This window comes from Leekyejoonella antrihumi, from assembly GCF_007845645.1.
Lineage (GTDB): Bacteria > Actinomycetota > Actinomycetes > Actinomycetales > Dermatophilaceae > Leekyejoonella > Leekyejoonella antrihumi.
Genome location: NZ_VCQV01000052.1, coordinates 1 through 24949 on the forward strand (window position 1 = coordinate 1; position 24949 = coordinate 24949).

A 24949-nucleotide genomic window follows, 5' to 3' on the forward strand; every position below is an offset into this window, starting at 1 on the left:
GAGCTGCAACGACGCATCGCCCGAGGCTTCCGAAACCGCGACAACTACCGACTACGCATGCTCCTGATCGGCGGCGGACTCACCCACGACGAGCACCTACCCCCACCACAGGTCTGAAGAGCCGCTATTCCTACGGCGGTCTTTTCAGCCTGTATGTGCTAACACAACGCAGCCCGATGTTTCAGGTCATCGGAGCAGGCAGCCCAGGTGTGTTACATGACAGAAGCACGATTTTCACTGGACTGCGGACGAACCACGCACCGTTTGCTGATGTGACGTGTCACGTCACCCTGACAGACAAGGAGTTCACCGGCCGCGCCGCGGCGTTCCGTGACTTGGCGCAACACACCGCAGCGCTGATCAACGAGATCATTACGACCAGGCCAGTAGGGCTGAAATTCAGCGCGCGGATCCTGACAGGCGAGACGCACGCCTCCGGATTCACCCAGGCATTCCATGACTTCCTGCGCTCTTGCTACTTCATCGGCTGATCCACAGCACATTATCTCATGTGACTATGACCCGGGATAATGGACGTAATCACGGGTGATATACCGGGGGCTTTATGCACCTTACGGGTAGTATGCTCGTCTTTCCTGGTCACGTCTCGTGGTTTCCGTTAGGTAAGCCCTGAGCTGGTTTACATCGGTGAATATTGGAGCGCTCCAGTAGGCTGCCCATGCCATGATCTCTTTTTCCGTTGGAGTGTCTGTATTGGATACATGGAATACCACTCGGGAGTTCTTGAAATGATTGGGGTACACAGATGCGATGCTTCGCGCCCAATTCAATGGCTGGGTCACAGTAGCAGCAATTTCACCCGTAACCTCTATTCCAAGTAGTGAATTATCCGTAGCCCTAACCGCTCCGAAGTATAGTTCTAAGACGCGTCTCGCATCATGTTTTACGGACCAGACTGCAGCCTCCATCAAAGCCCTTGTACTACACGGGCGTTCCCCCACCCAACAGCGGCCTGGTATGTCATGCTCAATGCGGAAGCTGGGAACATTGAAGTCGTCGAACACTCCAGATCCAATCGGATCATAGTCGAAGACGGTTGCCGTCACTGCGAAGCCATCCTCGCGCTCCGTCGTCGATAGGTAATCCGCGAGGCGGTGGGCTTTTGCCAAGCCATGTTCGCGGGCGCCACTCTGGTAAGCGGACCAATCCGACGAGATCGCGTTGTCGAGATCAAATCCGGCGGCATGCTGTCGCACGAGAATCTTGATAGAACGTAATACACCAATTGATTTGCTGACTTCAATGTCCGCGCGTGCTACTGTGGAGTGATTTCTAACATTTGCTATGAGTTCGATCAGGATCAAAGATGCGCGATTGACTGTGTGTCGGCCGAATCCGTCTCTGTTCCAATCATCACGTAGACTCGCCACCAGCAGTTCGACGTCCTCGGCATTTCCAACTTCAATATTGGCGGACGATGAAACCTCATGACCCCGTGAGAATGTCCGTTGGGCCGGTTGGATGGAATCAGATGCGTGCAGTGAACGAAGACTTGCCGTAAGGTGTTCACGGACCAAGTTGCTGAAATCTTCATCTCCGTTAAATTTCCAGTAATAGACACCCTGCTTCTCAAGATCCTTCTGAAATGCAAGTAGGTTTTTCATTTGGTCGATCTCGTCGTCGCGTAAAGTGTACGGCGTCTGGTCAAAGTAGACTAGGAGTTCAATTCGCTTGTCCGTCGCGTATCTTTCTATCGCCATCTGAATCTCCTCAACAGTGCCAGATGGTGCTCTTGGTGTTGGTGTTCCGATACGTTTCCAAAAGATTCCGATTACAACGTCAGGCTTGGTAGGCAATTGGCGATTAATTACGGCCTGAGCGTCGGTTCCAATGCCCGGCCTTGTATGAGTCTCCCAGCGCACGAGGTCGATGACGTAGCCCAGCTCTGCCGCGATACCTTGGTTAAGCTGCCGAATAACCGCGTCTAACCCGTTGCGCTCCACGGCAGTGTCGCCTGGTGATGCGACGAAGACGCGTAGGCGCTGGACATGTTCTGTCATATGTGCATGGTAGATGCACCGCGCGATTACTGCAGGTCACAGGCCTACGCAACCACGAATCCAGACGAATCGCCTCGAACCCGAACATGATTCATCAGATGAAATACGAAGAGGTTAATGCTGCATAATTGTGATTATGCAGCACTGATCGGTGCGCCTCCCCGACCCATCCGATGATCGATGGCATCCTGGTCGCATGGTCACCAAACCACCTCGCACCGGCGCCAACTCGGCGGATCACCATGGATCGATGATACCGGTTGGTGAGCCGGATCCGGGGACGGTGGCCCAGGCCGTCGAGTCGTTCCTGTCCGCCCGGGCCGCGGCGAAACCCAGCCCGCACACGCTGGCCGCGTACCGGCGTGACCTGGCCGGGATCCTGGCCATCGTCGCTGCACGGGCCGGCTGCGACGCCGCCGAGGTGACCGTCGGCGAGCTGGCGCCGCGGGTGCTGCGAGACGCGTTCGGGACGTTCGCGGCCACCCACGCGAAAGCCTCGATCAGCCGGGCCTGGTCCACCTGGAACCAGCTCTTCGGCTTCCTGGTCGCCGACGGGTACCTGGACGGCAACCCGATGGCCGCCGTCCCCAAGGCTCACCACGCCAGCACCGGTCCCAAGCCGCTGACCGGATCAGACACCCCCGAACGGCTCCTGGCGTCGGCGGCCCTCCCCCGCACGAACGCCCGCAACCCGTGGCCGCAACGTGACCTGGCGGTCCTCGCGACCTTGCTGCTGACCGGGCTGCGCTCCGCCGAGCTGCTGTCCCTGAAGGTCTCCTCGATCACCGGGAACCCGGGCGAGCGACGCATCCGTGTGACTGGCAAGGGCGGCAAGTCTCGGTCCGTGCCCATCGAAGAACCCCTCCACCAGGTCATCACGACCTACCTCGACAGCAGGCGGGAACGCTTCCCCACCAAACGAATCGGCGCCCGCTCAGTACTGTTCGTCGACCACCACGGCCAACCCCTACAGCGCGGCGGACTGCAGTACCTGGTCGAGACCAGCCTGCGGGCCGCCGGTCTCGGCGACCACCGCTCCCCCGGCGCTCTCGTGCACGCCATGCGCCACACTTATGCCACCACGCTCGCCGAAAATGGCGCAACTGCAAGGGAACTCATGACATTGCTAGGGCATGCATCCATGACCACGAGCCAGAACTACATCGACGCCACTGCCGTCGAACAACGACGCGCCGCCGCTGCCAACCCCACCTACCGGTCACTGGACTCACTCACCAACACCGCTCAGTCCTCGTGACCAGCCACCGGTGCGTTCCGCCTGTCGGTCGGAGCGCAGGAACCGTCCAGCAGGTGTAGTGCCGCGTCTCTCGTCTCAGCCAACTCTGCACGCGGGCCACATTGTTGCTGGGAACTGCAAGGTGATTTGAGACAAGACGGCGTCGGCCGGCTCAAATAGCCCTGCAAGTTCTGCAGTCTTGGCGGGACCGCGTTGGAGAAGGTGATACGGAGGGAGTTCCTCGTTCCGCTTGAGGGGGGTGCCGCCAGCGAAGATCATGACTTTGCCGTCGCTGCTGGCGTGGATACCGAAGAACTGCTGTCTCGGTCCCAGGCCTGACTTGCACAGGCGTTAGCTCAATACCGTTCAGTTAGTTATTCTGGATGCGGTAGGTCGCCGGGCCCTGTGGTTGTGGCCAGGTGGCATGGGCGGCTCGCTTGACGTGCCATTTGACGTACTTGCGCTTGACGACCCCGAGGGTTGGCTCGATGCCGCCGTGCGGGGTTGAGTCGGCCGGCGACCCGGCGCAGGAACGTCAGCCAGCTACGCGCGGCGGCTTCAGGGTCGTGAGGGGGTCGCCCGCGTGGGCGATGGATTGGCGGGTGATGCGTAGCGCGGCGACGAAGCTGACCCGGTCTGGGTCGTGCCCGGCGTGCACCGCGGTCTGGGCCATCAGGGTGCGGATCGCGTAGTGGCAGCACAGGTGCCCCCAGATCTCGGGATCTGATTCGTTTGGAGGGAACCAGCTCCACCGGGTAGTCGGGAAGCATCTGCGCGCCCAGATGTACTCCGTATCAGGCGTGTGCTGCCGCAAGGAGGTCGCCGAGTCGGTGCTCGTCGATCCGGTCCTGGGCGTCGCAGACCCCGCTGGAGACCAGCACATGATCAACGAGTCCCACGAAGAGGGAGGCGTTTTCAGGTCGAACACCGCTGGCCAGGGCGAGCGGGTGGTCGCCCAGTCCCTGCCGCAGGGCGCGGAGTTTAGCGGTATCGACTTCGCGTCCGGTGCCGGGCCCGGAGGTGGTGGGTATGTCGATGTGCTGCGCGGCCAGGGTCGCGAGGACGGGGAGTTGGGTGGCCGGGACGGGTGGCTGGTACTTGAAGGCGATACCGCCGAAGTGGATTCCTTGCCAACCGATCTCGGCGCGGGCGGACCGCAGATCCTGCAAGATCGATTCATCCCCGTCGAGTTGGACCCCGGAGTTGTCCGCCCAGATCGCGTCGACGAGTGGCAGGGCCGCGCCGATCTGCCGAGTCATGATCCGCAGGGCCTGGGCGGCTGTGCGCCGGATGTAGTTGACTCCGAGAAACACATCGGGGTGCGCCTGTCTGGCCGCGAGGACACAGTTAGTGAGCCGGTGATCGTCGGCGTCGTGATCGATCAGGAAGAGTCCATCGATGTCGTGGCGTAGCGCGGTCCGGGCCTGGTTCAGCACCTGCTGGACGTCGGTGACGTGAATGACGGGGTACACGCGCATGTGGCTCAGTCCTTTGTGCTGACGACCTGGGGAGGTTGGGTCGGCCGACGTGCCCTGACCCACTCGGATTAGTACCCGCAGGGTCCGGAAGTCAGGATGGTCAGCCGTTGGCCGAGGCTGAGGTCGATGTGGTTGACGGTGCTGATCAGGTGAGATCTCAGTGCTTCTCGCGCGGGTTCGGGTTTGTGGCTGGTGCAGGCCTTCAGGATCGCTTCGTGCTCGGTACGCCGCAGAGTGAGCATGTCGCCGTCGTGTTCGCTGGCGATGCGGTACCGCTCGCTGTTGAGCCAGGTCGGTTCGATGGAGCGCAGCAGCCACGGGGTGCCCGCAGCCCGGTAGATGGCGTAGTGGAACTCTCGGTGTGCGCCGCGTGCCGCGGAATGATCGTCGTCTTGCAGCGCCGCGCGTTGTTCCTCGAGCGCGCTCATCGCCCGCTCCTTGTCGGCGGGGGTGAAGTTCTCCGCGGCACGATGGCACAGGATCCCTTCCAGCGCGATCCGGGTCCGGTAGGTGTCGAGCAGGTCCTCCGTGGAGATGGGTCGCACCTGGGCGCCCTTGTTCGGGATGATCTCGACGACGCCGACCGCTTCGAGCTGCCGCAGCGCTTGACGCACGGGCATCATGCTCGTGCCGATGCTGTCGGCGAGCTCTTGTAGCCGCAGGGGTGACCCGGGCGTGACCTGACCGTCGACGATCAGCTCGAGGATGGCCTGGTATGCCTGGTTCGGTGTCGCCCGCTTCGTGACCGGCGCCTTCGCCGCTGTCATCAGTGACTCCCGTCGAGTAGTTCTCCCGCGCCTGGAATATATCGTCGCAGACCCAGTTGCTTCAGGATGTGGTAGGAGGTGGCAACCGCCGCGGAGATGACGGGCTTGCCGATCTTGTCCTGCACGATCTGGATCGCGGCCAATGATGGCATCTGCACGCAGGCGGACAGCACCACGACGTCCGCGTCGGAGTGGTCGAGCTGGTCGACGATGTCGACCAGCTCGAGCGGGTCGCGTGCGCCGACCTGCAGGTTGTCGGGGATCTCCAGGGCGAGGTAGTCGGTGACCTTGAAACCTTCGTCCTGGATGTAGGACACGACCTGTTCGGTCAGTGGGCGCATGTACGGCGCGATGAGGGCCACCCGTTCGGTGTTGAGGACGCTGAGCGCGTCGATGAGTGCCCCGGCGCTGGTGACCACGGGCGCGATGGCGTCGTTGTCGACGGTTACCCGGAACAGTCGTTCTTGAGATACGTGATGGTATCCGGCGCCGCGTGTCATGATCGCTACGAGGCAGGCATAGCCAAGGACGTCGACCTGTGCGTCGGACAGCTCGGCGGCGCAGCGGTCCGACTCGTCGTCCATTGACTCGAGTTGTTCCTTGGTGACCTCTTTCATCCGCATGCGGGAGGAGTGGAAGGTGAACCGCTCGGGTTCTACCGCCTCGCGAGATCGCAGCATGGCGGGGATCTCTGTCTCCATGGTGATGTTGGAGCTCGGCACGATCTGACCGATGCGATACGCGCGGTCCGCGGCAGTTGCCATGATCAGACTGCCTCGACCGGGTTGGTGAGCACACCGATGTTCTCGATCGTGCACGAGACGACATCGCCGGGTTGTAGAAAGGTCGGCGGGTCCATGGCGGCGCCTACCCCCTGCGGCGAGCCGGTCGCGATGACATCGCCTGGCTCTAGGGTGACTCCCGAGGAGATGTCTTCGATCAGCCGTGGGACACGGAACAGCATGTGCTTGGAGTTGCCGTTCTGACGCTCGTCGCCGTTGACCGTGAGGGCCAGATGCAGGATGTGTGGGTCGGGGATCTCGTCCGTGGTCACGACGACCGGGCCGAGCGGCGCGTAGCTGTCTTGTCCCTTGGAGAAAAACCATTGGCCCGCGCGGCGCTGGTCCCTGGCGCTGATGTCGTTGGTGATGCTGTACCCGAACACGTGGTCCAGCGCGTCACACTCCGCGACCCGCCTGGCCGGGGCACCGATCACCACGGCAAGCTCGCACTCCCAGTCCAGTTGTTGGGTCATCGACCCGTCGTGACGGATCGGCTCGCCCGGCCCGACGACTGCCGTGCCGGGCTTACTGAACAGCACCGGCCGCTCTGGGAGCTCCTTGTCGGTGTCTAGCGAGCGGCTTGACTCTTCCACGTGCTCGACATAGTTGAGACCGACGCCGATGATCTTGCCTGGCCGCAGCGGCGCGTGCACGGTCACGTTCGCGAGGGGGTGCGTGACCTCCGCGGGCCATGAGCTGACCTGGTTGACGGCGGCAGTCACCCGGGCGTGGACGCTGTCGCCCGCGGCAATGTAGTCCCGAAGGTTACTCGGGACGGAGACTTCACCGTCGAGTGCTCGGGCCAGGTCAACAACGGTGTCACGGTCGGCGAGGATCCCCAGACGAGGGCTCGGGTCGGCGGAGGTGCTGAATGTGGCGAATCGCATTGATACTCCAGCTGGTGAGTAGTGGTGAGTAGTGGTGAGTGGGATCAGGCGACGTCGTGATCGGTGATTCCGGCCGGGGGTTCGGGTGGTCCAGCGGGAGTGTCGTTCTCCGTGAGGGTGACCGCCGGTTTCGGGTCCCGGTGGACCGTCAGGGAGAACACGTCGAAGCGGTTGTAGTGGCCGATGATGTCGTGCATTTGTTTAGCCTGGATCTCCTGGCTCACGTCGATGTCGGCGTAGACGATGCCCTCCTCGTCGATCAGTCCGTCACCGATGAGCCGGCCGTCCGGCCCGAAGATTCCACTGAACGCACTGTGGGGTCGTTGCAGCAGCTCGCGGGCACCGGTGTCGTGCGCCACGGTTTCCACGATGGTTGGTGTCAGGGCAGCGCATGCCACGACGGTGAACACCTTGCCCTCGAACGAGTGCGCCGCAGCACGGGTCTTGATCGCCTCCACCATGTCGTAGTCGGCCGGTGCCACGGGCAGGGCGATGTAGCTGGCCACGTGCACCTGCTCGCCCTGCGCGAGCAGCGCGAACCGGGCCAGCGTGTTGGTGTTTTCGCCGCAGGCGAGGCCACCAAGTCGGCCGGCGGGTGTGTCATAGACGCGCAGTGAGCTGCCGTCCCCGCAGCCCCAGCTCAGTTTTTCGGCCCAGGTCGGTACCAGCTTGCGGTGCGCGCCAAGCAGTTCCCCGTCCGGGCCGATGAACAGCATGGTGTTGTACACGGTGCCCATCGAGTGCGGGTCGCGCTCATTGACACCGATGACCACGGTTGACCCAGCGGCTTGTGCGGCGGCACCAAGGGTGGCCACCTCTGGGCCGGGAACGTCGATCGCAGACCTGTACAGCCGCTCGAACCATGGACCTCCCTGCACCGGGGTCATCGTCCAGTTCCAGTACGGATAGGCCGACACGAACACCTCGGGGAACGCGATGAGCTCGGCGCCGTTTCCAGCGGCCTCGTCGATCAAGCGGCATGCCTTCTCGATCGTCGCGGGCGTGTCGAGGTATTCGGGGGCTGCTTGAACGGCAGCGGCCCGGTACGCGGGATAGTGGGTCATATGTCGCTTCCTCCCGTAGTCAGGGTCATTCGCGAGCTCGCTTTATTTGATCAAATAATCCTGGATAACGCAACCCGACGCCGTGCTCACAGGGGACGCTTCGGATCCAGAGAAGCAGCGAAATACCTTGAACTGCGGACGTAGTCGCTGAGTGCGGTTCGCCAACTCTGCATGATGCGCCGGTCCAATGAGAAATCTTCGCCATCCTCTTCCATTTGATCATATGTGTGGTCTAGCCTTTCTGTATCGCAGATGTGACCGACGCCACCAGGCGACACAGAAGGAGTGGTTGAGCGTGAAGGAAGACGTGATCGGACGGTCTCGGGTCGAGGACACCGATGAGCTGAAGGAGTTCTACAGCCGGCTGGAGAACCTGAACGCTGGTGCGCTGTGGACGGTGGCGAACGACATCGAGCCGTGGGAGCCGCAACCGACCTCTGTGCCGGTGCTGTGGCGGTATGCCGATCTGCGGCCACAGGTAATCGATTCGGCTTCCATGGTCACCGGCGATGACGCGGGCCGGCGGGTAGTCATGCTGGTCAACCCCGGGCGCAAGGAGCTCAGCGCCGCGGTAGGGCTGCTGTATACCGGGTTGCAGATCATGAACCCTGGCGAGTCGATGACCGCGCACCGGCACGCGGCCTCCGCGCTGCGATTCGTCATCGAGGGGGAGGGCGCGTGGACAGTCGTGAATGGCGACCGGCTGAAAGTCGGCCCCAACGACTTCGCGATTACCCCGAGAGGAGCCTGGCACGAGCACGGCAACGACTCCGACCGCAGTCAGGTGATCTGGCAGGACGGGCTGGACATTCCCCTGGTCAACACTCTGGACGCGAACTCCTTCCAGGTCCATCCCGACCAGTACCAGACGCCCGGGAAGGTGCAGAACAGTTCGTTGCTCGAGTACGGGGCCGGCATCCTCAAGCCGGCTGGCGCCGATTGGAACAGGCGCTACAGCCCGCTGCTGGCTTACCCATGGGAGCGCACCTACGAGGCGCTACTGAACCAGGCCAAGGTATCCGCGGGCTCACCGTATGACGGCATCATCATGGAGTACGTCAACCCTCTCACCGGTGGCTCGGTGATGCCGACCATGGGTGCGCACATGCAGCTGCTGCGTGCCGGTGAGGCGACCCGAGCCCACCGACACACCGGGTCCGTGGTCTACCACGTCGCGAAGGGACACGGACATTCTGTTATCAACGGACAGCGCCTCGATTGGCACGAGCACGACATCTTCTGCGTTCCATCCTGGGCCTGGCACGAACACGCCAACGACTCCGCCAGTAACGACGCCTGCTTGTTCTCCTTCAACGACTTCCCGGTCATGCACTCCCTCGACCTCTACACCGAGGCGGCCATGGAAGACAACGACGGCCACCAGCTGCTCAGCTGACGAAGCTCCCCGCAAGCTACTGCCGTGCGGAGCACGGACTACACGAAAGCGAAGCAAGCACATGACGAATCAGGCATTCTCGGCGGTGGGCGCGGGCGCCGGCTACCGCAGTACCCCCAAGAAGGCGGCCGTCGCGAGCCTGGTCGGCAGTGCGCTGGAGTGGTACGACTTCTTCCTCTACGGAACCGCCGCCGCCTTGATCATCGGGCCACTGTTCTTTCCCTCCAGCGACTCGGTGACCGGGACCCTAGAAGCGTTCGTGACCTTCGCAGTCGGATTCGCGGCCCGGCCGATCGGCGGGCTGATCTTCGGCCACTTCGGTGACCGGCTCGGCCGCAAGAAGATGCTCGTGATCACCTTGATGATGATGGGAATCAGCACCGCACTCATCGGAGCGCTGCCCACCCACGCTCAGGCCGGGGTAATCGCACCGATCCTGCTCGTCCTGGTCCGAATCGTGCAAGGCATGGCGGTCGGCGGCGAGTGGGGTGGCTCCGTTCTGCTGATCGCGGAGCACTCGCCGCACCGGCGGGGATTCTTTACGTCCTTCAGCCAGGTGGGGATCATGCTCGGGTTCGTCCTGTCGGCCGGCATGTTCGCCCTGTTTAACCAGCTTCCTCACCACGCCTTCATGTCCTGGGGATGGCGCGTTCCCTTCCTGGTCAGCATTCTGTTGACTGTAGGCGGCCTGGCCATCAGGATGAAGATCGAGGAGACCCCGGAGTTCAAGGTGCTGCAGGCGGGAGGCCAAACTCACCGCTACCCCGTGGTAGAGGCGCTGCGCACCCAGCCCAAGCAGATCGCGATCACCATCGGCGCCCGCATGGCCGAGAACGGTGGCTCTTACATCTTCCTCGTCTTCGCCATCGCCTACGGCAAGCACGTCGGCATGGACGCCACCACGCTGCTCATCGCAGCAATCGTCGGAAATCTCGTCGAAATGGCGACCGTGGTGCTCTGGGGTTCGCTGTCCGACACCCTCGGCCGCAGGCCGATCTACCTGATCGGGGCCATTGGCGTCGTGGTGTGGGCCTTCCCGTTCTTTGCCCTCATCCAAACCGGCGAGACCCTCAACCTCTACATTGCCCTCCTCGTCGCGCTCGGGGTGTGCCACGGGGCCATGATCGGTAGCCAGCCGACCATGTTCGCTGAACTTTTCAGGAAGGATGTGCGCTACAGCGGCATGGCGATCGGGCACGAAGTGGCCGCGGTCATCGCCGGCGGAATCGCCCCCCTGATCGCCACCGCGCTGCTGGCCAAATACGACACCTACTGGCCGATCGCCATCTACCTGGCAATCCTCGGACTGATCACCGTGACGGCCGTGGCCGTTGCACCCGAGACACTCTCCGCTCGCCGGCATGGACAGCAGACCGATGACGATCTGGCTAAGACGTCCCAAGCAGTGGGGATTGACTCATGAACGATGTCGCTGTGATCACCGGTTGCGCCGAGACGCAGTACGGCCGGAAACCGGCTCAACGGGACACCACCGCCGTTCTCCTGGCGACGGCCATCGCGCGCGCCGTCGACCACGCTGGCCTGACCCTGTCCGACGTGGACGGCCTTGCAGTCGCCAGCTTCACTCTGAGACCAGATCACGCCGTCGACCTCGCGGTGAAATGCGGGCTGAAGCTGCGGTGGCTCATGGAAGACACCAACGGGGGCGCCAGCGGGATCAACATGCTTCAGCACGCCGCCCGTGCGGTGCAGTGCGGGGATGCAAACCATGTGGTCATCGTCGCGGGCGACCGGATGACCAAGGACGCATTTCGTCTGCTCGTCACCGAGTACAACCAGGCGACTCGCGACTATGTCACCCCGACGGGCATGCTCGGGCCAAATCCCATGTTCTCCCTCCTGACGCAGCGCCACATGCGTGCCCACGGGCTGGGCCGCGCGGACTACGGGCGTGTCGCGGTGGCGCAGCGCCGGTGGGCCTCGATGAACCCTGGCGCGGTCTACCGCAAGCCCCTGAGCATCCAGGAGTACCTGGCGGCGCCGCCAGTCGCCCCGCCGATCCACCTGTTCGACTGCGTGCCACCGGTCACCGGGGCCGACGCCGTCGTTGTCAGCCGCGCGCCCACCGCCGCCGGACCCGCCATCCGGGTGCTTGGCGTGGCCGGTGTCATCAACGATGACCTGCAGGCAGGAGATGGACTGCGGACGGGACTTAACCAGGTGACGGCCGGCCTGTGGGAGTCCGCCGGATTCGGGCCGGACGACCTCGATGTGGTCTCGGTCTACGACGACTACCCGGTGATGGTTCTTATCCAGCTCGCTGAACTCGGCTTCGCCCCCGGGGGTGACCTTCAGCGGGTTCTCGACCGGATCGAGAACGGACGACTGGCGGTCAACACCTCCGGTGGCCAGCTATCCGCCGGGCAAGCCGGCGCTGGCGGAGGGATGCACGGCCTCGTGGAGGCCGTTCGTCAGTTGCGCGGCGAGGCAGGCAAACGGCAGCAGCAACGTGCACGACGCGCCGTGGTGTCTGGCTATGGAATGGTCGCCTACTCGCACGGATCCTGTTCGAACGCGGCACTTCTCGAGGCGGCATGACCGGGCTACCACTGAACCGTTGTACCGGTTGCGGACACGCGCAGTTCCCACCCGGGCTGCTCTGCGCGGCATGCCACGGCGCCGAGTTCGACACCGTGACCGCATCGGCAGGCACCATCGTCACACTTACCTCGTGGACCACAAGTGGTCAGGCACTGCAGTTCGCCGAGGTCGAGACGGATGTGGGCCCGACGGTTGTCGCGCTCATCGCAGGGGAGGAGGCCACACCCGGAGCCAACGTGGCCTTCTCCTCAACAACGTGGCCCATGGCCCACACGCACACCGGCGACGAACCCGGGAAAGAAACGGAGAGCTGAACTTGTCTACCGATCGCGAGCCCGCCGCGCAGAGTGCCTGCGCCCTGCGCGACCTGCCCATCACCGAGTGCACCTTGCCAGCCATCCTGTCGCGGCAGGCCAACACCTTCACTCACAAACCACTGCTGACCATCGACGGCCACACCTTCAGCTATCGACAGGTACGAGACCGGGCGGCGCAAGTCGCCGGGATGCTCGCGGCACATGGCGTCACCAAGGGCACCCGAGTCGTGACCCTGTGCGGGAACAGGCTCGAACTGCTCGACCTGTTCCTGGGCTGCGGATGGATCGGAGCAGTTCTCGTCCCACTCAACAATGAAATCCGCGGCGAGGGGCTACGGCACATCCTCCAAAACTCCAAGCCTTTGGCCATCGCGGTAGAGGCAGACCTGCTGCACCGTCTCGACCGCATCGACCTCCCGCCGTCACTGCAGCATGTCTGGTCCATCGGGGACATCGCTACCCCCGCCGCGCTGCCCGTCCCGGTCACGACATACCCGCCTCTCGCCGAGCCGCTCGACGCGATCCCGCTGCACCCGGGAGACCCGCTGGCGATCCTCTACACCTCCGGGACCAGCGGCGTGTCAAAGGGAGTTATCTGCCCCCACGCGCAGATGTACTGGTGGGGCGTCAACGTCTCCGAGCAGCTCGGCATCACGGATACCGACGTGCTCTACACCTGTCTGCCCCTGTTCCACACCAACGCGCTCAACGCGTTCATGCAGGCGCTGGTCAGCGGTGCCTCCTTCGTGGTCGGGCGACGTTTCTCGGCAAGCGGATACTGGCAAGAGCTGCGAGACAGCAACGCCACCGTGACATATCTGCTCGGGGCCATGATCAACATCCTCTGGTCCAAGGCACCAACCGACCTGGACAGAGCACATCGAACCCGGATCGCCCTGTCACCGGCGACCCCGGCGGCCCTGTCTCGGCCCTTCACTGAACGGTTCGGGATTGTGCTCCTGGACGGCTTCGGATCCACCGAGACGAATTCGGTGATGAGCGCAAACCCACCGCGGCCGGGCTACCTGGGACTCATCCAGAAGGGCTTCGAAGCAGTCGTCGTCGATGACAACGACTGCGAAGTACCTGATGGCCAGTCGGGAGAGCTGCTGCTTCGCTCCCGCGCGCCGTACGCGTTTGCCCTCGGCTACTTCGAGATGCCACAGGAGACCGTCAAGGCGTGGCGCAACCTGTGGTTTCACACGGGCGACCGCGTGGTGAGGGAAGACGGAAAGTGGTATCGCTTCCTGGACCGGAAGAAGGACGTCATTCGCCGGCGCGGCGAGAACATCTCCTCTTTCGAGTTGGAACAGACCATCGCCCTGCTGCCCCAGGTTGAGTCGGTCGCCGCCTACCCGGTCCCCTCAGAGATGGCCGAGGACGAGGTGATGGTGTCTATCGTGCTGAAGCCCGACGTCGAGCTGGATCGCGAGGTTCTTGTTCGACACTGCACGGACAACCTTCCACGGTTCGCCGTGCCACGCTTCATCGACATCGTCCCTCAGATGCCGACAACGGCGAACGGAAAGGTCCGCAAGAACGTCTTGCGCGACACAGGAGTCACCGCCACCACATGGGACCGCCTCGTCACGCAAGATGGCGTGACCCAGGCCCGAACCCGGACCGTTGCTTCTACGGTGTCCGGCACTGGAAACGCATGATGCGCAAGGCCCGAACCAGGGAGTGGGGAAAGGGACACGAGGTCACGCGCCACAGAGAGGGTGACCCTACCGTCGCCAACACTTTCCCGTCTCTACCCGCGGCTCTGATGCGGCCAGACTCATCCTCCCGCAACCATGGCATGGCGGCTGCGGAGGCCGTGCCGCAAGGCCGTCGCCTAGCAGAGGAAGAACGGCCAAAGGTCAAGCCAGCCGTTGCCTCCTACCGCTAGGCGCCAACACTCGCTTCGAATACGTGAGGCAGACCGGCCCAATCACTGCTACTAACGAAGGATCTGACGTATGCCCCACCTCATCGACTTCGCCGCGGCCCTCGCCAAGGGCTCGGTCGAGGTCATCGACCTGACGAACAGCCTGTCGGCCAACACCCCGACCTTGCGGCTACCGCAGCCGTACCCGAACCTGATCGACTTCAGCCTGGACGAGGTAAGCGCCTACAACGAGCCGGGCCCATTCTGGAAGCATCACAACATCCACACGGGCGAACACATCGGGACCCACCTCGACGCGCCCATACACTGGGTCAGCGGCAGAGAGGGCCTCGACGTGGCTGGCATCCCCGCTCGTCGACTGGTCGGTCCCGCCGCTGTCATCGATGTGTGCAACCAGGTCGAACGCAACCCCGACTACCTGATTGACATCCCCGACATCGAGAACTGGGAGGAGCACAACGGGCCGCTACCGCAGAATGGGTGGCTTCTCCTACGCACGGGCTGGGACCGCTTTGCCAACGACAAGGAGGCCTTTATCAACACCGATCAGCACGGGTCCCATACTCCCGGCATCACAGCGCGCGCTGCCGAGTGGCTCGCTACCGACCGCCCGATCTCCGGATACGGCGTCGAAACGGTCGGAATCGATGCGGGACGGGCCGCCGAGCTCGACCCACCGTTCCCCGCCCACTACCACTTGCTCGGACACGACAAGTACGGGATCACCTCGCTCCAAAACCTTGCGTTGCTCCCGGCGACCGGAGCACTGATCGTGGTCGCGCCGCTGCCTATCGTCGGCGGCACGGGAAGCCCCGCCCGCGTCCTCGCCTTCGTCCAGCGATCGTCCTAGTCGAAGGACCCGCTCATGCACGATCGGCAGACGACAACTCCTCCACCCTTCGCCCAACAGGAACCCCGGCCCAGCCACCGGCGCCCGCCCAGCCGGCCCGCGGAATCGACCGCGCGGGATCGTGCCGAGCCGCGGATCAGCGGAGAACCGCCTCGTCGCGCAATCCGTGTCGACCCGCGAGCAGTGCAGACGCGGTGACGCGAACCCCTCGTACCCGAACCCCGTCACTTTCCGACAGGGTCCTACCAACCACGTAATCCAACCGACCAGAAGGTAAGGAAGCCATGCAGGTCTATGAGAAGGTGGCCGAAACCCTGTGGGGTCTAGGCGTCAGGCAGATCTTTGGTGTTGCCGGCAGTGGGAACTACCACGTGACGCGCGCCCTCATCCGGCACGGCGCCGAATATGTCTCGGCTCGTCACGAGGGCGGGGCGGTATCGATGGCCGACGCATTCTCGCGCATGAGCGACTCATTACCTGTCGTATCTGTCCACCAAGGAGGCGGCCTCACCAACATCATCACCGGCCTGGCCGAGGCCGCAAAGAGCGGAACAGCGCTGATCGTACTGGCTGGGGAGTCCCCGCTCGCAGACCGCCGCTCGAACTTCCGCATCAGTCAGGACCGACTGGTCGAGTCCGTTGGTGCAGTCAGCTACCGGATCTCCCAAGCCACTGCCACCTCGGATGTCCGCGAAGCGGTCCGGGAGGCGACAGTGCGCAGGATCCCCGTCCTGCTGAACTTTCCGGTGGACGTGCAGGTCATGGACAGCCCCGAACAGCGGCCCGTCGCCCCTCTCCCCGCAGTGCAGTCGACAACGCCCGACCCGGAGGCAGTGTCCGCGGTTGCCGAGCTGCTGCTGGATGCCCGCGCCCCCCTGATCATCGGCGGCCGGGGCGCCCGACACGCCCGCGCCGAACTCCTTGACCTCGCGCACCGCGCCGGCGCCCTAACCGCGACCTCGGCGGTGGCTCGCGGACTCTTCTACGGCGACCCGTACAACCTCGACGTGATGGGTGACCTCGCCACTCCCATCGCCTCTGAGCTCGTGCTCGACTCCGACGTGATCGTCGCGTTCGGCTGCGGGTTGGGGAACTGGACCACAAGCAATGGGAGCCTTCTCCCGGCCCACGCCAAGCTCGTCCAGATCGATGACAACCCCCTGCGACTCGGACTGCAACGACCAATCGACCTGTCCGTGGTCGGAGACGCCGCAAAGACGGCCAAGGCCATCGCCGGACATATCCCCCAGATGGAAGAGCTGTCGGGAAAGAGGCGAACACGCACCAACCAGAAGCGCATCGCCGAAGGGGGGCGCTGGCAAGATGTCAAGTACCGAGACACTGGAACAGAGGACTGGATCGACCCCCGCACCGCGACAATCGCCCTGGACTGCGTCCTCGACGAAGACCGAAACATCGCCGTCGACTCAGGAAACTTCCTCGGCTACCCGAGCATGTTCCTGACGGTCAAAGACACGAAAACCCTATGTTTCAGCCAAGGGTTCCAGTGCGTGGGACTAGGACTCGCTTCCGCCATCGGCCACGCCATAGCACAACCGGACCGCCTCACGGTAGCCGCGTGCGGGGACGGAGGCCTGCTAATGGCGGCCTCCGAACTCGAAACCGTCGTCAGACTGAAACTGCCCATGGTCGTCCTCGTCTACAACGACTCCGCCTACGGCGCTGAAGTACACCACTTCGGAAGGGATGCTGCAGACGAAGGCTTCGTGTCGTTCCCCGACGTCGACTTCGCCGCCATCGCACGTGGACACGGGTTCACAGGAGCCACCGTACGATCGGAATCCGACCTCCAAGCAGTCGAGAAATGGCTGCACGGCGAGCGAACCACCCCCCTGCTCGTCGACCTGAAAGTCAGCAACAAGCAGCCATCCTGGTGGCTCGCCGACGCATTCAAAGCCGAAGCCTGACAACGGTGTAGTTCCCCTCGAACCGTAGAGATCCCGCCGTCCTCGCAGACCTGACAGGCTATGGGTCTTTCCTGCCGGGCCCCAGACGATCGACATAATTTCCGGCACATCAACGGGCTCGCGATCGAGGACACCACGGCGCAACCTTGGCGAACCCTGCGCTGAAGGTGGCGATCACGACCCCGCGTGGCCCGGGCCCACAAATCGTCGGCCAGTGAAGCCCACGATCGAGTACGTGCTTCTGCACGATGCCAGCGATGAGAGTAAGGACGTGCCCTAATGAACCGGTTCCACCCTCCTGGGCATTCACGATGGGGTCGGCCCCACCCGCGAAAAAAGCCAGCCAGCGCATCGAACCACGCCCAGTCACCGCGGCGAGGTAGACAATCGCGCCTGAGGCCACACTTGATCAAATTAGTGGATTCTCTAGCTCGGTCCACGCCAGTGACCACCTCCTCCAGAACTCCTCAACAGGCGCACGACCTCGTGTACACCGCTGCTATCACGGCACATTCGCCATCCAGACACAATTGCATGACAGCCTGGGGGCCCCCTGCCCTCGCATTGGCGGCGTCGAGATTCCGGCTCGAAGACCTTGGATTTGATCAGATCATCATCTACCATGGACGAACAGCATTCAGTTCGACCCAACTTCGCCGAGAGATCAGGAGCTCGTCTTGAATCGGCACAGCGACCGCCGCCTTGAGGACAATCACGATCGAGTCCGATCCTCCCTCGGCTCCGAAACGGCGGCCGTCTCGGAGCGCAGCGACGCCGCCATGTCGCGTCACCACTTCGAATGCAGCGGGACTGTACTTCTGCTTGCCTGTGCCACCGGCACGTCTGTATCGGTGGCATGGGAGAGAGCTAAGTTGCCCGTCCCTGGTGGGTCTCTCAAAGAGCTCCCTTATGAAGCAGGTGCAACGAGGGGCCAGGCGTCGAGCGTTCGTGAAGCCACATGACCATGGCCACCCGGAAGAAGATTGCCGGGATGCACTCCGTTGATACAAACGGTCGATCAAAGCACCCGGCGTCGACCCCTTCATGGGTATTGCCGCTTGTCACAATCCTCGTCGTTCTAGTCGCCTTAGAACTCGCCACACGGTTCCACCTTCTCGGGCACGATTTTCCCACCGTGTCTGCAGTTGGAGTCCAGCTCTATGAGCAGATCCGGGACCCAAGCATGTGGCACCAACTCTTACGAACTCTTCTCGCGTGGATTTTAGGATTCGTCATTGCCGCTGTAGTCGCGACGCCCCTTGGGTCATTAATAGCCCTGAATCGATTCCTAGACTCGAGTACCCGCCTGATAGTCGACTTCCTACGACCCATACCTCCAGTCGCTGTCCTGCCGCTTGCGGTACTGCTGTTCGGCACCCAACTAAAGATGACCGTCATAATTGTTGCATTCTCCGCATTCTGGCCAATTCTCTTTCAGACAATCTATGGAGTGCACGACGTTGACCCGCTAAAACTTGACACTGCCAGTGTTTTCGGGCTTGGCAGAATTGACACGTACCGACGAGTCGTGCTACCCAGTGCCACCCCGTACATGGCGACTGGATTCCGGCTCGCGGCCACCATCGCTCTCGTGGTGACGATCGCGACCGAGTTGATCGTTGGAACTTCCGGGCTTGGCTACCAGATCAACCAGGTGCGATACGCCGGAGATACTGCAGGGATGTATGCCCTGATCCTCATAACGGGAGCTATCGGGTCGCTTGTTTCCTGGCTTCTAATAGGGTTCGAAAGGCGTACTCTCCACTGGCACGCATCTTACCGGAGAGGATGACTATGAGAAAGCAGGCGTCGCGCTGGCTGCTACTTGGATGGATGCCCGTTTCGTGTGTCCTAGCCTGGTTATTTGCATCAGCAAACTCACACTCAATCTATTTTCCACCATTGACAGAGATATTTCGGAAATTCTGCGATATCTGGCTTTCCGAGGCGTTCGTACAGGATGCAGTTCCCAGCCTAGTACGATTCGCGGCCGGCATGGCTATCGCTGTGATCCTTGGCCTCACGATCGGTGTACCGCTAGGACTAAATGATACCGCCTATCGTGCGGTCCGCCCGATAATCGACTTCCTGCGGTCTCTACCAAAACCAGCGATTTTACCCATCGCTATCGTCGTTCTAGGGATTGGGTGGGAGATGAAGGTATTCATTATAGCATTCGGCACGATTTGGCCGATTCTCCTTAACACGATCGACGGCGTTCGTGGAGTGGACACTGGTTATCTGGATACCGCGCAGGCTTACCGAATCTCCCGAGTCGACAGGCTGCGTAGAATCATACTCCCAGCAGCGAGCCCTCAGATTTACGCTGGGATTAGGTTAGCGATCGGGATTGGCCTGATCCTGATGATTGTTTCCGAAATGGTGGCATCCACAAATGGAATCGGATATTTTATCCTGCTCGCTCAGCAAGACTTCTCCCTCACCGATATGTGGACGGGCATAATTCTGCTTGGGATCATCGGGTACCTGATCAACGTCATATACATGGTGTTCGAGCGTCGGGCGCTAATTTGGCACCGCGGTTGGCGTCAAACTCAAACCGGTGCATGAGGTGGCTCGCAGCAGTTCGGCAAGGATCATCGGATGGGTAAGCACCTGCATCCTAGAGGAGAGACATAATGCTAGAAGTCCAGAGTCTTACGAAAAACTATGGCCGTGGACCGGACGCGATCCAGGCGCTTAACGGACTGACATTCAGTGTCAATCACGGGGAGTTTGTAAGTATTGTTGGGCCGTCTGGTTGTGGAAAGACAACCCTTCTGAAATGCCTGTCAGGTCTCATCTCTCCCAGCAGTGGAAAAGTGATTATGAATGGGGATGTGATTCAGGGACCTCCCGCCGGCATGGCGCTTGTGTTCCAAGAATACACCCGTTCGCTGATGCCATGGCTTCGGGTAGACGATAATGTGGCACTTCCCCTTAGAGGGAAGATGCCCAAAGAACAGGTGGGGCCAGCCGTCGAAAAGTCTCTTAGAGCGGTCGGCCTCGGCAGTTTCATGAGATCGTACCCGTGGGAACTGTCGGGTGGCATGCAACAGCGCGTTGCGCTCGCAAGAGCACTCGCGTACGGCCCCGAAATACTCCTGATGGATGAGCCGTTCGCATCCGTGGACGCTCAGACCCGAGCCGAATTAGAAGATCTGACGCGTGAGGTGCACCGCGAATATGGGGTGACGATCGTATTTGTCACGCACGACATTGACGAGGCCGTATATGTGTCTGATCGTGTTGTTGTCCTGACAAACCGCCCGACATCTGTACGTGAAATTGTCGGTATTGATCTTGGATCCGAGCGTGATCAGGTTGACACTCGGGAAACAGGTGATTTCGCTCATCTTAGGGCACACGTGGCCAGACTGCTTATGAGTCTCGACCCAGCGAAGACCCACACAAGTCCGGAAGCATCTAGGTCGGAGGTCTGATTGGGGCTGGCGGTGGGCAGGGCGACTGCCGGTCCTCTGGACTAAGAGTGTTGTCGCGAAGGTAGGACGTAGCATTGTAGGACCCTAGAATACCGTTTTTAACATTTGACAGGAGTACATCAATGGTTGCTCGACGTTTGGTGGCGATCTTTGCCGTTACCGGATCATTCGCGCTGGCTTCATGTTCGTCCGGATCGAACTCAGGTGGCGATGTTAGTGCCGCTGGGTCCCCTGGGGCGCCAGCATTGTCTACCCTGAAGGTTGGGGTCATGCCGTTTGTTGACGTCGCCCCGATGTATCTAGGAGTGAAGAAAGGGTTCTATAAAGATCATGGGCTGAGGCTGGATCTAATTCCGATGCAAAGCGGAACGGCGGCAATCAGTGCGGTAATGAGCGGATCCGTCGATTTCGGTCTCGCGACCCCGATTGCTGTCGCTCAGGCTCGTGCGAAGGGCCTTCCGATTCGATTCGTTGCGCCATCGGAGCAGCGAGTTCCAAGTATTAACGGTCTTGTTGTGAAGGCGAACTCAAGACTTCACAACGCAAAGGATCTGGACGGTAAGACCATCGCTCTGAGTTCGCTCAAGACTCAACCGCAATTCAATATCACCGCGTTTGGGACGATGCATGGGGCGGATCCTGGATCATGGAAGTTGATTAGCATGGCGACACCCGACATGCTAAAGGCTCTTGGGGCTGACAGGATCGACGCAGCGTACATGGCCGAGCCCTTCTTGACGCAAGCCAAGGAAAGCGGTTACCGAGTTATTATTAACGATCCATTAAAGTCTGTGATCGGCGAGAAGGCGATGGTGTCGGCTTGGTTTAGCCAAGACAAAACCATAAAGGCGAAGCCAAATCTCATGACCGAGTTCGTGGCAGCGACTGCGGAGGCCAATACCTACTCCAACAAGCACCACGACGAACTCAGGGGAATTATACCCTCCTACACCAAACTCCCGAAGAAGGTAGTTTCGAAGATAACACTGCCGGTATATGCACCAACTCTGAACCGGGAGACGATGAAGAAGACGGTCTCCTTGGGAGTAAAGTACGGATTTGTAGATAAGCCTGTCCCAGTCGACGACCTTGTCTATAGGGGGAAGTAAGTTCGCGTACATTACCGACGTCAGTGTCAGTATGGGTGCCTGGTGTCACCCATACGCTCGGGTGAGTTGATTACACAGGAAGTTATAGTATGCCATGACCGCTTCGTCCGTATCCGCGAGTCGGATAGTGCTGCTCGGTACAGCTGGTGGTCCAGCGATTCAAGATAATGGGCAAAGGCGTGGCCCAGCGAGTGCATTCGTGGTCGGTAAGGACATCTACCTTGTGGATGCTGGCGAGGGCGTCTCGAGGCGACTCTTGGAAGCGGGCCTGTCGCCTGCCGATGTCAGGGCGGTCTTCATCACCCATCACCACTTCGATCACAATTCAGATCTTGGAAGTGTTCTGGGACACGCTTGGTTCGCGCGGCGCACTGTTCCCATGACCGTAGTGGGCCCAGAGTTCACCCGGCAGTACTGCATGGGATTCCAGGTCTCGCAGGAGCTCGATTTTCGGGTGAGGCACTCGAGCGAAGGCAAGGTCCCTTTTTGGCCGCTTCTTACCGTCCACGAGTTTAGTGTTATGGACTGCGTGCGCTCTGGGACCGTCGTCTATGAGGATGATAATGTGCGCGTGTCTGCAGTCGCGGTATCCCATGGCGTCATGCCATCGGTCGGGTATCGAATTGTGTCGAGAGACCGTGATGTTGCGTTCAGTGGTGACAGGGGGGGCGGTGACTCGTTCGAGGCGTTCGCACGTGATGCCGATACTCTCGTGCACGAAGCGATTCTGTATGACCGTATCGAAGAGAGATTCAGGCGTGCAGGGGTCAATAGCGAGGTCTTGGCTCATCTCCAAGGGGACCACATGGGGCCGCCGGCCGTCGCCCGTACGGCTGCTGAATCTGGAGTCGGTCGCCTTGTGATCAACCACCTCGTCCCAGGGGATGCCGGTGAGGTTGCCGAGTCGGAGTGGGCGGACTCATTTGACGGTCTGTTCTCGGGAGAGGTGTTGATTGGTCGCGATCTGCTAGATGTATGACGTTCTGTATCTTCCGTGTCGTCCGTAAGGTCTCGCAACATCCCGAATCCGGAATGCGAGACCGACTACTCGTCTCGCCGGCGCTGACCTTGACCAGCGGCCTGGCTGTTACTTTGACCTGACTCGTGCCACTTTTGGTGATTTTCGTTGATCAGCTCACGTTTTTGCTGATCAACGGGTTGTGGCGGGGCGTGGTGACACACTAATTGCCTCGGTAGGGTCGGGCTCATGGTGTTCGGGCGGAAGGTGAAGACTGCCTCGGGTGCCACTGCGGTCCAGCTCGCCGAACGGAGTGGCGGGCGGGATAGGGTCATCGAGTATCTCGGGTCGCCGCACACGGACGCCGAACTGGCCGCACTACTGGGAGGCGGCGCGAGGCAAGTTGCATCCGGGCAGGGCGAGCTCGACTTCACCACTGGTCAGGCGTCGACGGGCCAGGCGGTGGTCACCGGCAAGCCCGGTGCCCTGTTGTGGCAGGTGCTCGGCGGCCCGCGTACGACCGGCTCGGGTTCGATGTCCTGGGTGATGAGTCGTTCCGGCAGCTGGTGCTGGCCCGGACCGTCGAGCCGACTAGCCTCGGTCTTTCATGCGGCGGCCTGTGGATGGCGTGGTGAGGCATCTGCGGTCTTCGAGCTGGCCTGATCGAACGGAGGGCAACGCGGTGGCCCGACTGGCGCGTCGGGTGGGCGGTTCTCCCAGGTTCCTCGGTTGGGCAGCGTGGGCTGTACCGGCACCGCACCGATATCGAAGCGCTCAACAAGGACGCCAAGTATGGCGGCGCGTTACGGCATCTGCCCTCCGCTGATCACCGGGTCGACACGGTGTGGATGTGGGTGGCGCTGCTCGCGTGTGCGATCTGTGCCTGGATCCAGGAGATCGCCCGACTGGACCGCGGCAACGGCCGTGGCCGGCGGACCGTGGCCCGGATGCGTCGCGAGCTGATCATGGTCCCCGCCCGGTTGTCCCGCCGCGGCGGGACAACCTACCTGGCGGGCAATCACCCTGCGCGGACGCTCACATCGCGCCCGGGCCACGACCAGCCACCGAAAACGAGGGCGTCAACTCACTACTCGCGATTCTGGGTCTGAACGCCGACACTGTCGTGGACGCGCAAAATGGGTCGCGTGACGGGGCGGTACCGATTCACCTCGTCACGAGGCTGTGATTCGCGACGGTGAGGGCCCAGCCCGCTCAGCCAGGTTCGTCACCGGGCCAGGTCGGCGCACGAGATCGTCGGGCTGCTTTGTTGGGGTGTACCCCAGGCAGACAGCCATGACGGAAGTCCCCGTTTGGTGTGACCAATCAACCGGCTGCGACTCGGGCTGCGTGGATCGGCCCGGAAGTCCTGCCAGGGGGCCAGCGCAGCACGATCGCCAGTCCGGTGAGGCACAGCACGATGATCACCACGGACAGGCACAGGCCCGCCATGCCGCCGCGTGCATGGGGATCGGCAGTGTCAGTGTCGCGGTGGCTGTAACGCCGCCTGGCCTCTCGGAAGACGAACGGTGTGAGCGGCAAGGCGACCAGGCACGTCAGTCCGGCATACCCCACGCGCTCGAACGCCAACCTGGCCAGCGCCGCGGTGGCGACCAGCAGCGATAACGCCGTGCGCTGCCAGGACAACGCGGTGCGCTCATTTTGCACACCCGGTCGTGCGCCACGTGTCACAACGTGACCAACACAATGACCAGGACCACCAGAGCACATGCGCTCAGGACTCCCGCGAGGGTGACCGAGAGCCAGGATGCGGGCAGCGACCCGCGTGTGCGCATGGCCCGTTCGGCGGCGGCCCACCGCAGCCACGACGCCCCCGCGCAGATGATGCCTAGCACGATCAGCGCGCAGGCGAGCGTCCGGCGCACCACGTCCGGGATCGACAGGCTCAGTCAGTGTGTCCAGGGCGACGCCCCCCGCGAGCAGCGCAAGGGACGTGCGGATCCATGCCAGGAAGGTGCGCTCGTTGGCGAAGCTGAACCGGTAGTCCGGGTCCTCCCCGGTGTCGTACACCCAACGGGGCCAACGCTGCGTCCGTGGAATGGCCGTAACTCCCTGTCCCATCGACGTTTTGGATCCGTTCCCGCCATATGCCGGACTCCGCTAACCGCGGGGGCATTACGGGCTCTTCAGACCTGTGGTGGGGGTAGGTGCTCGTCGTGGGTGAGTCCGCCGCCGATCAGGAGCATGCGTAGTCGGTAGTTGTCGCGGTTTCGGAAGCCTCGGGCGATGCGTCGTTGCAGC

At 62.0% G+C, this 24949-nt stretch carries 23 protein-coding genes and 3 pseudogenes; 16 read left to right on the top strand and 10 right to left on the bottom strand.

Annotated features, from left to right (window positions below; all coding sequences use genetic code 11):
- Window positions 1–272: 272 nt before the first annotated feature.
- Entirely contained in the window at window positions 273–491 is a 219-nt protein-coding gene (locus FGL98_RS22710; protein WP_146320812.1) for a hypothetical protein, read from the top strand.
- 81 nt (window positions 492–572) lie between these two features.
- Here FGL98_RS22710 and FGL98_RS22715 read toward each other — a convergent pair whose 3' ends face one another.
- Window positions 573–2021 (bottom strand): hypothetical protein, encoded by a 1449-nt coding sequence (locus FGL98_RS22715; RefSeq protein ID WP_146320813.1) that lies wholly within the window; start codon window positions 2019–2021, stop codon window positions 573–575.
- Window positions 2022–2271: 250 nt separating this feature from the next.
- Here FGL98_RS22715 and FGL98_RS22720 point away from each other — a divergent pair, with 250 nt between their 5' ends.
- Entirely contained in the window at window positions 2272–3279 is a 1008-nt protein-coding gene (locus FGL98_RS22720) for a tyrosine-type recombinase/integrase (RefSeq protein ID WP_146320841.1), read from the top strand.
- 514 nt (window positions 3280–3793) lie between these two features.
- On the opposite strand, the pseudogene FGL98_RS22730 reads toward FGL98_RS22720, so the two are convergent.
- The 6 genes and pseudogenes from FGL98_RS22730 to FGL98_RS22755 all read right to left on the bottom strand — a co-directional run.
- Window positions 3794–3976, bottom strand: a pseudogene (locus FGL98_RS22730) (hypothetical protein); the annotation flags it as partial.
- Between the two features lie 76 nt (window positions 3977–4052).
- The gene (locus tag FGL98_RS22735; RefSeq protein WP_146320814.1) at window positions 4053–4736 is read right to left on the bottom strand and encodes a BtpA/SgcQ family protein; all 684 of its coding nucleotides are present in this window, start codon (window positions 4734–4736) and stop codon (window positions 4053–4055) included.
- 68 nt (window positions 4737–4804) lie between these two features.
- Window positions 4805–5503 carry a GntR family transcriptional regulator gene (locus tag FGL98_RS22740; protein ID WP_146320815.1) on the bottom strand — a complete coding sequence of 233 codons (699 nt, stop codon included), beginning with the start codon at window positions 5501–5503 and terminating at the stop codon, window positions 4805–4807.
- Window positions 5503–6267 carry a maleate cis-trans isomerase family protein gene (locus tag FGL98_RS22745; RefSeq protein ID WP_281289204.1) on the bottom strand — a complete coding sequence of 255 codons (765 nt, stop codon included), beginning with the start codon at window positions 6265–6267 and terminating at the stop codon, window positions 5503–5505. Before FGL98_RS22745 ends, FGL98_RS22740 begins: the two co-directional genes overlap by 1 nt.
- 2 nt (window positions 6268–6269) lie before the next feature.
- Entirely contained in the window at window positions 6270–7172 is a 903-nt protein-coding gene (locus FGL98_RS22750) for a fumarylacetoacetate hydrolase family protein (protein ID WP_146320816.1), read from the bottom strand.
- Window positions 7173–7216: 44 nt separating this feature from the next.
- A complete protein-coding gene (locus FGL98_RS22755; RefSeq protein WP_146320817.1) occupies window positions 7217–8236 on the bottom strand; it encodes a carbon-nitrogen hydrolase family protein in 1020 nt (339 codons plus the stop codon).
- 295 nt (window positions 8237–8531) lie between these two features.
- Between FGL98_RS22755 and FGL98_RS22760 the strand changes: the two genes are divergently transcribed.
- The 14 genes and pseudogenes from FGL98_RS22760 to FGL98_RS25965 all read left to right on the top strand — a co-directional run bounded on the left by FGL98_RS22760 (window position 8532) and on the right by FGL98_RS25965 (window position 23799).
- Entirely contained in the window at window positions 8532–9632 is a 1101-nt protein-coding gene (locus FGL98_RS22760) for a cupin domain-containing protein (RefSeq protein ID WP_222432352.1), read from the top strand.
- A 61-nt stretch (window positions 9633–9693) separates the two neighbouring features.
- Complete coding sequence (locus tag FGL98_RS22765) at window positions 9694–11055, top strand: MFS transporter (protein ID WP_146320819.1); 1362 nt, start codon at window positions 9694–9696, stop codon at window positions 11053–11055.
- Window positions 11052–12191 (top strand): thiolase family protein, encoded by a 1140-nt coding sequence (locus FGL98_RS22770; RefSeq protein WP_146320820.1) that lies wholly within the window; start codon window positions 11052–11054, stop codon window positions 12189–12191. Before FGL98_RS22765 ends, FGL98_RS22770 begins: the two co-directional genes overlap by 4 nt.
- Window positions 12188–12508, top strand: coding sequence for a Zn-ribbon domain-containing OB-fold protein (locus FGL98_RS25960; RefSeq protein WP_222432353.1), 321 nt, complete (start codon window positions 12188–12190; stop codon window positions 12506–12508). Before FGL98_RS22770 ends, FGL98_RS25960 begins: the two co-directional genes overlap by 4 nt.
- A 2-nt stretch (window positions 12509–12510) precedes the next feature.
- Window positions 12511–14172: an ATP-dependent acyl-CoA ligase gene (locus FGL98_RS22775; protein WP_222432354.1), complete on the top strand. Its 1662-nt coding sequence runs from the start codon at window positions 12511–12513 to the stop codon at window positions 14170–14172.
- Between the two features lie 300 nt (window positions 14173–14472).
- Complete coding sequence (locus FGL98_RS22780; RefSeq protein ID WP_146320822.1) at window positions 14473–15252, top strand: cyclase family protein; 780 nt, start codon at window positions 14473–14475, stop codon at window positions 15250–15252.
- A gap of 284 nt (window positions 15253–15536) precedes the next feature.
- Window positions 15537–17180 carry a thiamine pyrophosphate-binding protein gene (locus tag FGL98_RS22785; protein ID WP_146320823.1) on the top strand — a complete coding sequence of 548 codons (1644 nt, stop codon included), beginning with the start codon at window positions 15537–15539 and terminating at the stop codon, window positions 17178–17180.
- A 958-nt stretch (window positions 17181–18138) separates the two neighbouring features.
- The gene (locus FGL98_RS22790; RefSeq protein ID WP_146320824.1) at window positions 18139–18972 is read left to right on the top strand and encodes an ABC transporter permease; all 834 of its coding nucleotides are present in this window, start codon (window positions 18139–18141) and stop codon (window positions 18970–18972) included.
- Between the two features lie 110 nt (window positions 18973–19082).
- Window positions 19083–19751, top strand: a complete 669-nt coding sequence (locus tag FGL98_RS22795; RefSeq protein WP_222432355.1) for an ABC transporter permease — start codon at window positions 19083–19085, stop codon at window positions 19749–19751.
- Window positions 19752–19819: 68 nt separating this feature from the next.
- Window positions 19820–20623 carry an ABC transporter ATP-binding protein gene (locus FGL98_RS22800; protein ID WP_146320827.1) on the top strand — a complete coding sequence of 268 codons (804 nt, stop codon included), beginning with the start codon at window positions 19820–19822 and terminating at the stop codon, window positions 20621–20623.
- 122 nt (window positions 20624–20745) lie between these two features.
- Complete coding sequence (locus FGL98_RS22805; RefSeq protein WP_146320829.1) at window positions 20746–21732, top strand: ABC transporter substrate-binding protein; 987 nt, start codon at window positions 20746–20748, stop codon at window positions 21730–21732.
- Window positions 21733–21826: 94 nt separating this feature from the next.
- Entirely contained in the window at window positions 21827–22711 is an 885-nt protein-coding gene (locus FGL98_RS22810; protein ID WP_146320831.1) for an MBL fold metallo-hydrolase, read from the top strand.
- A gap of 228 nt (window positions 22712–22939) precedes the next feature.
- A pseudogene (locus FGL98_RS22815) lies at window positions 22940–23286 on the top strand (IS1634 family transposase); the annotation flags it as partial.
- 258 nt (window positions 23287–23544) lie between these two features.
- Window positions 23545–23799, top strand: coding sequence for a hypothetical protein (locus FGL98_RS25965; RefSeq protein ID WP_222432356.1), 255 nt, complete (start codon window positions 23545–23547; stop codon window positions 23797–23799).
- A 214-nt stretch (window positions 23800–24013) separates the two neighbouring features.
- On the opposite strand, the gene FGL98_RS22825 is transcribed toward FGL98_RS25965, so the two are convergent.
- From FGL98_RS22825 to FGL98_RS26545, 3 genes and pseudogenes are all read right to left on the bottom strand, one after another.
- Window positions 24014–24355, bottom strand: a complete 342-nt coding sequence (locus FGL98_RS22825; RefSeq protein ID WP_186526337.1) for a DUF202 domain-containing protein — start codon at window positions 24353–24355, stop codon at window positions 24014–24016.
- A gap of 20 nt (window positions 24356–24375) precedes the next feature.
- The gene (locus FGL98_RS26540) at window positions 24376–24576 is read right to left on the bottom strand and encodes a YidH family protein (protein WP_246136707.1); all 201 of its coding nucleotides are present in this window, start codon (window positions 24574–24576) and stop codon (window positions 24376–24378) included.
- A gap of 28 nt (window positions 24577–24604) precedes the next feature.
- Window positions 24605–24769 (bottom strand): annotated as a pseudogene (locus tag FGL98_RS26545) (YidH family protein); the annotation flags it as partial.
- Window positions 24770–24949 lie beyond the last annotated feature (180 nt).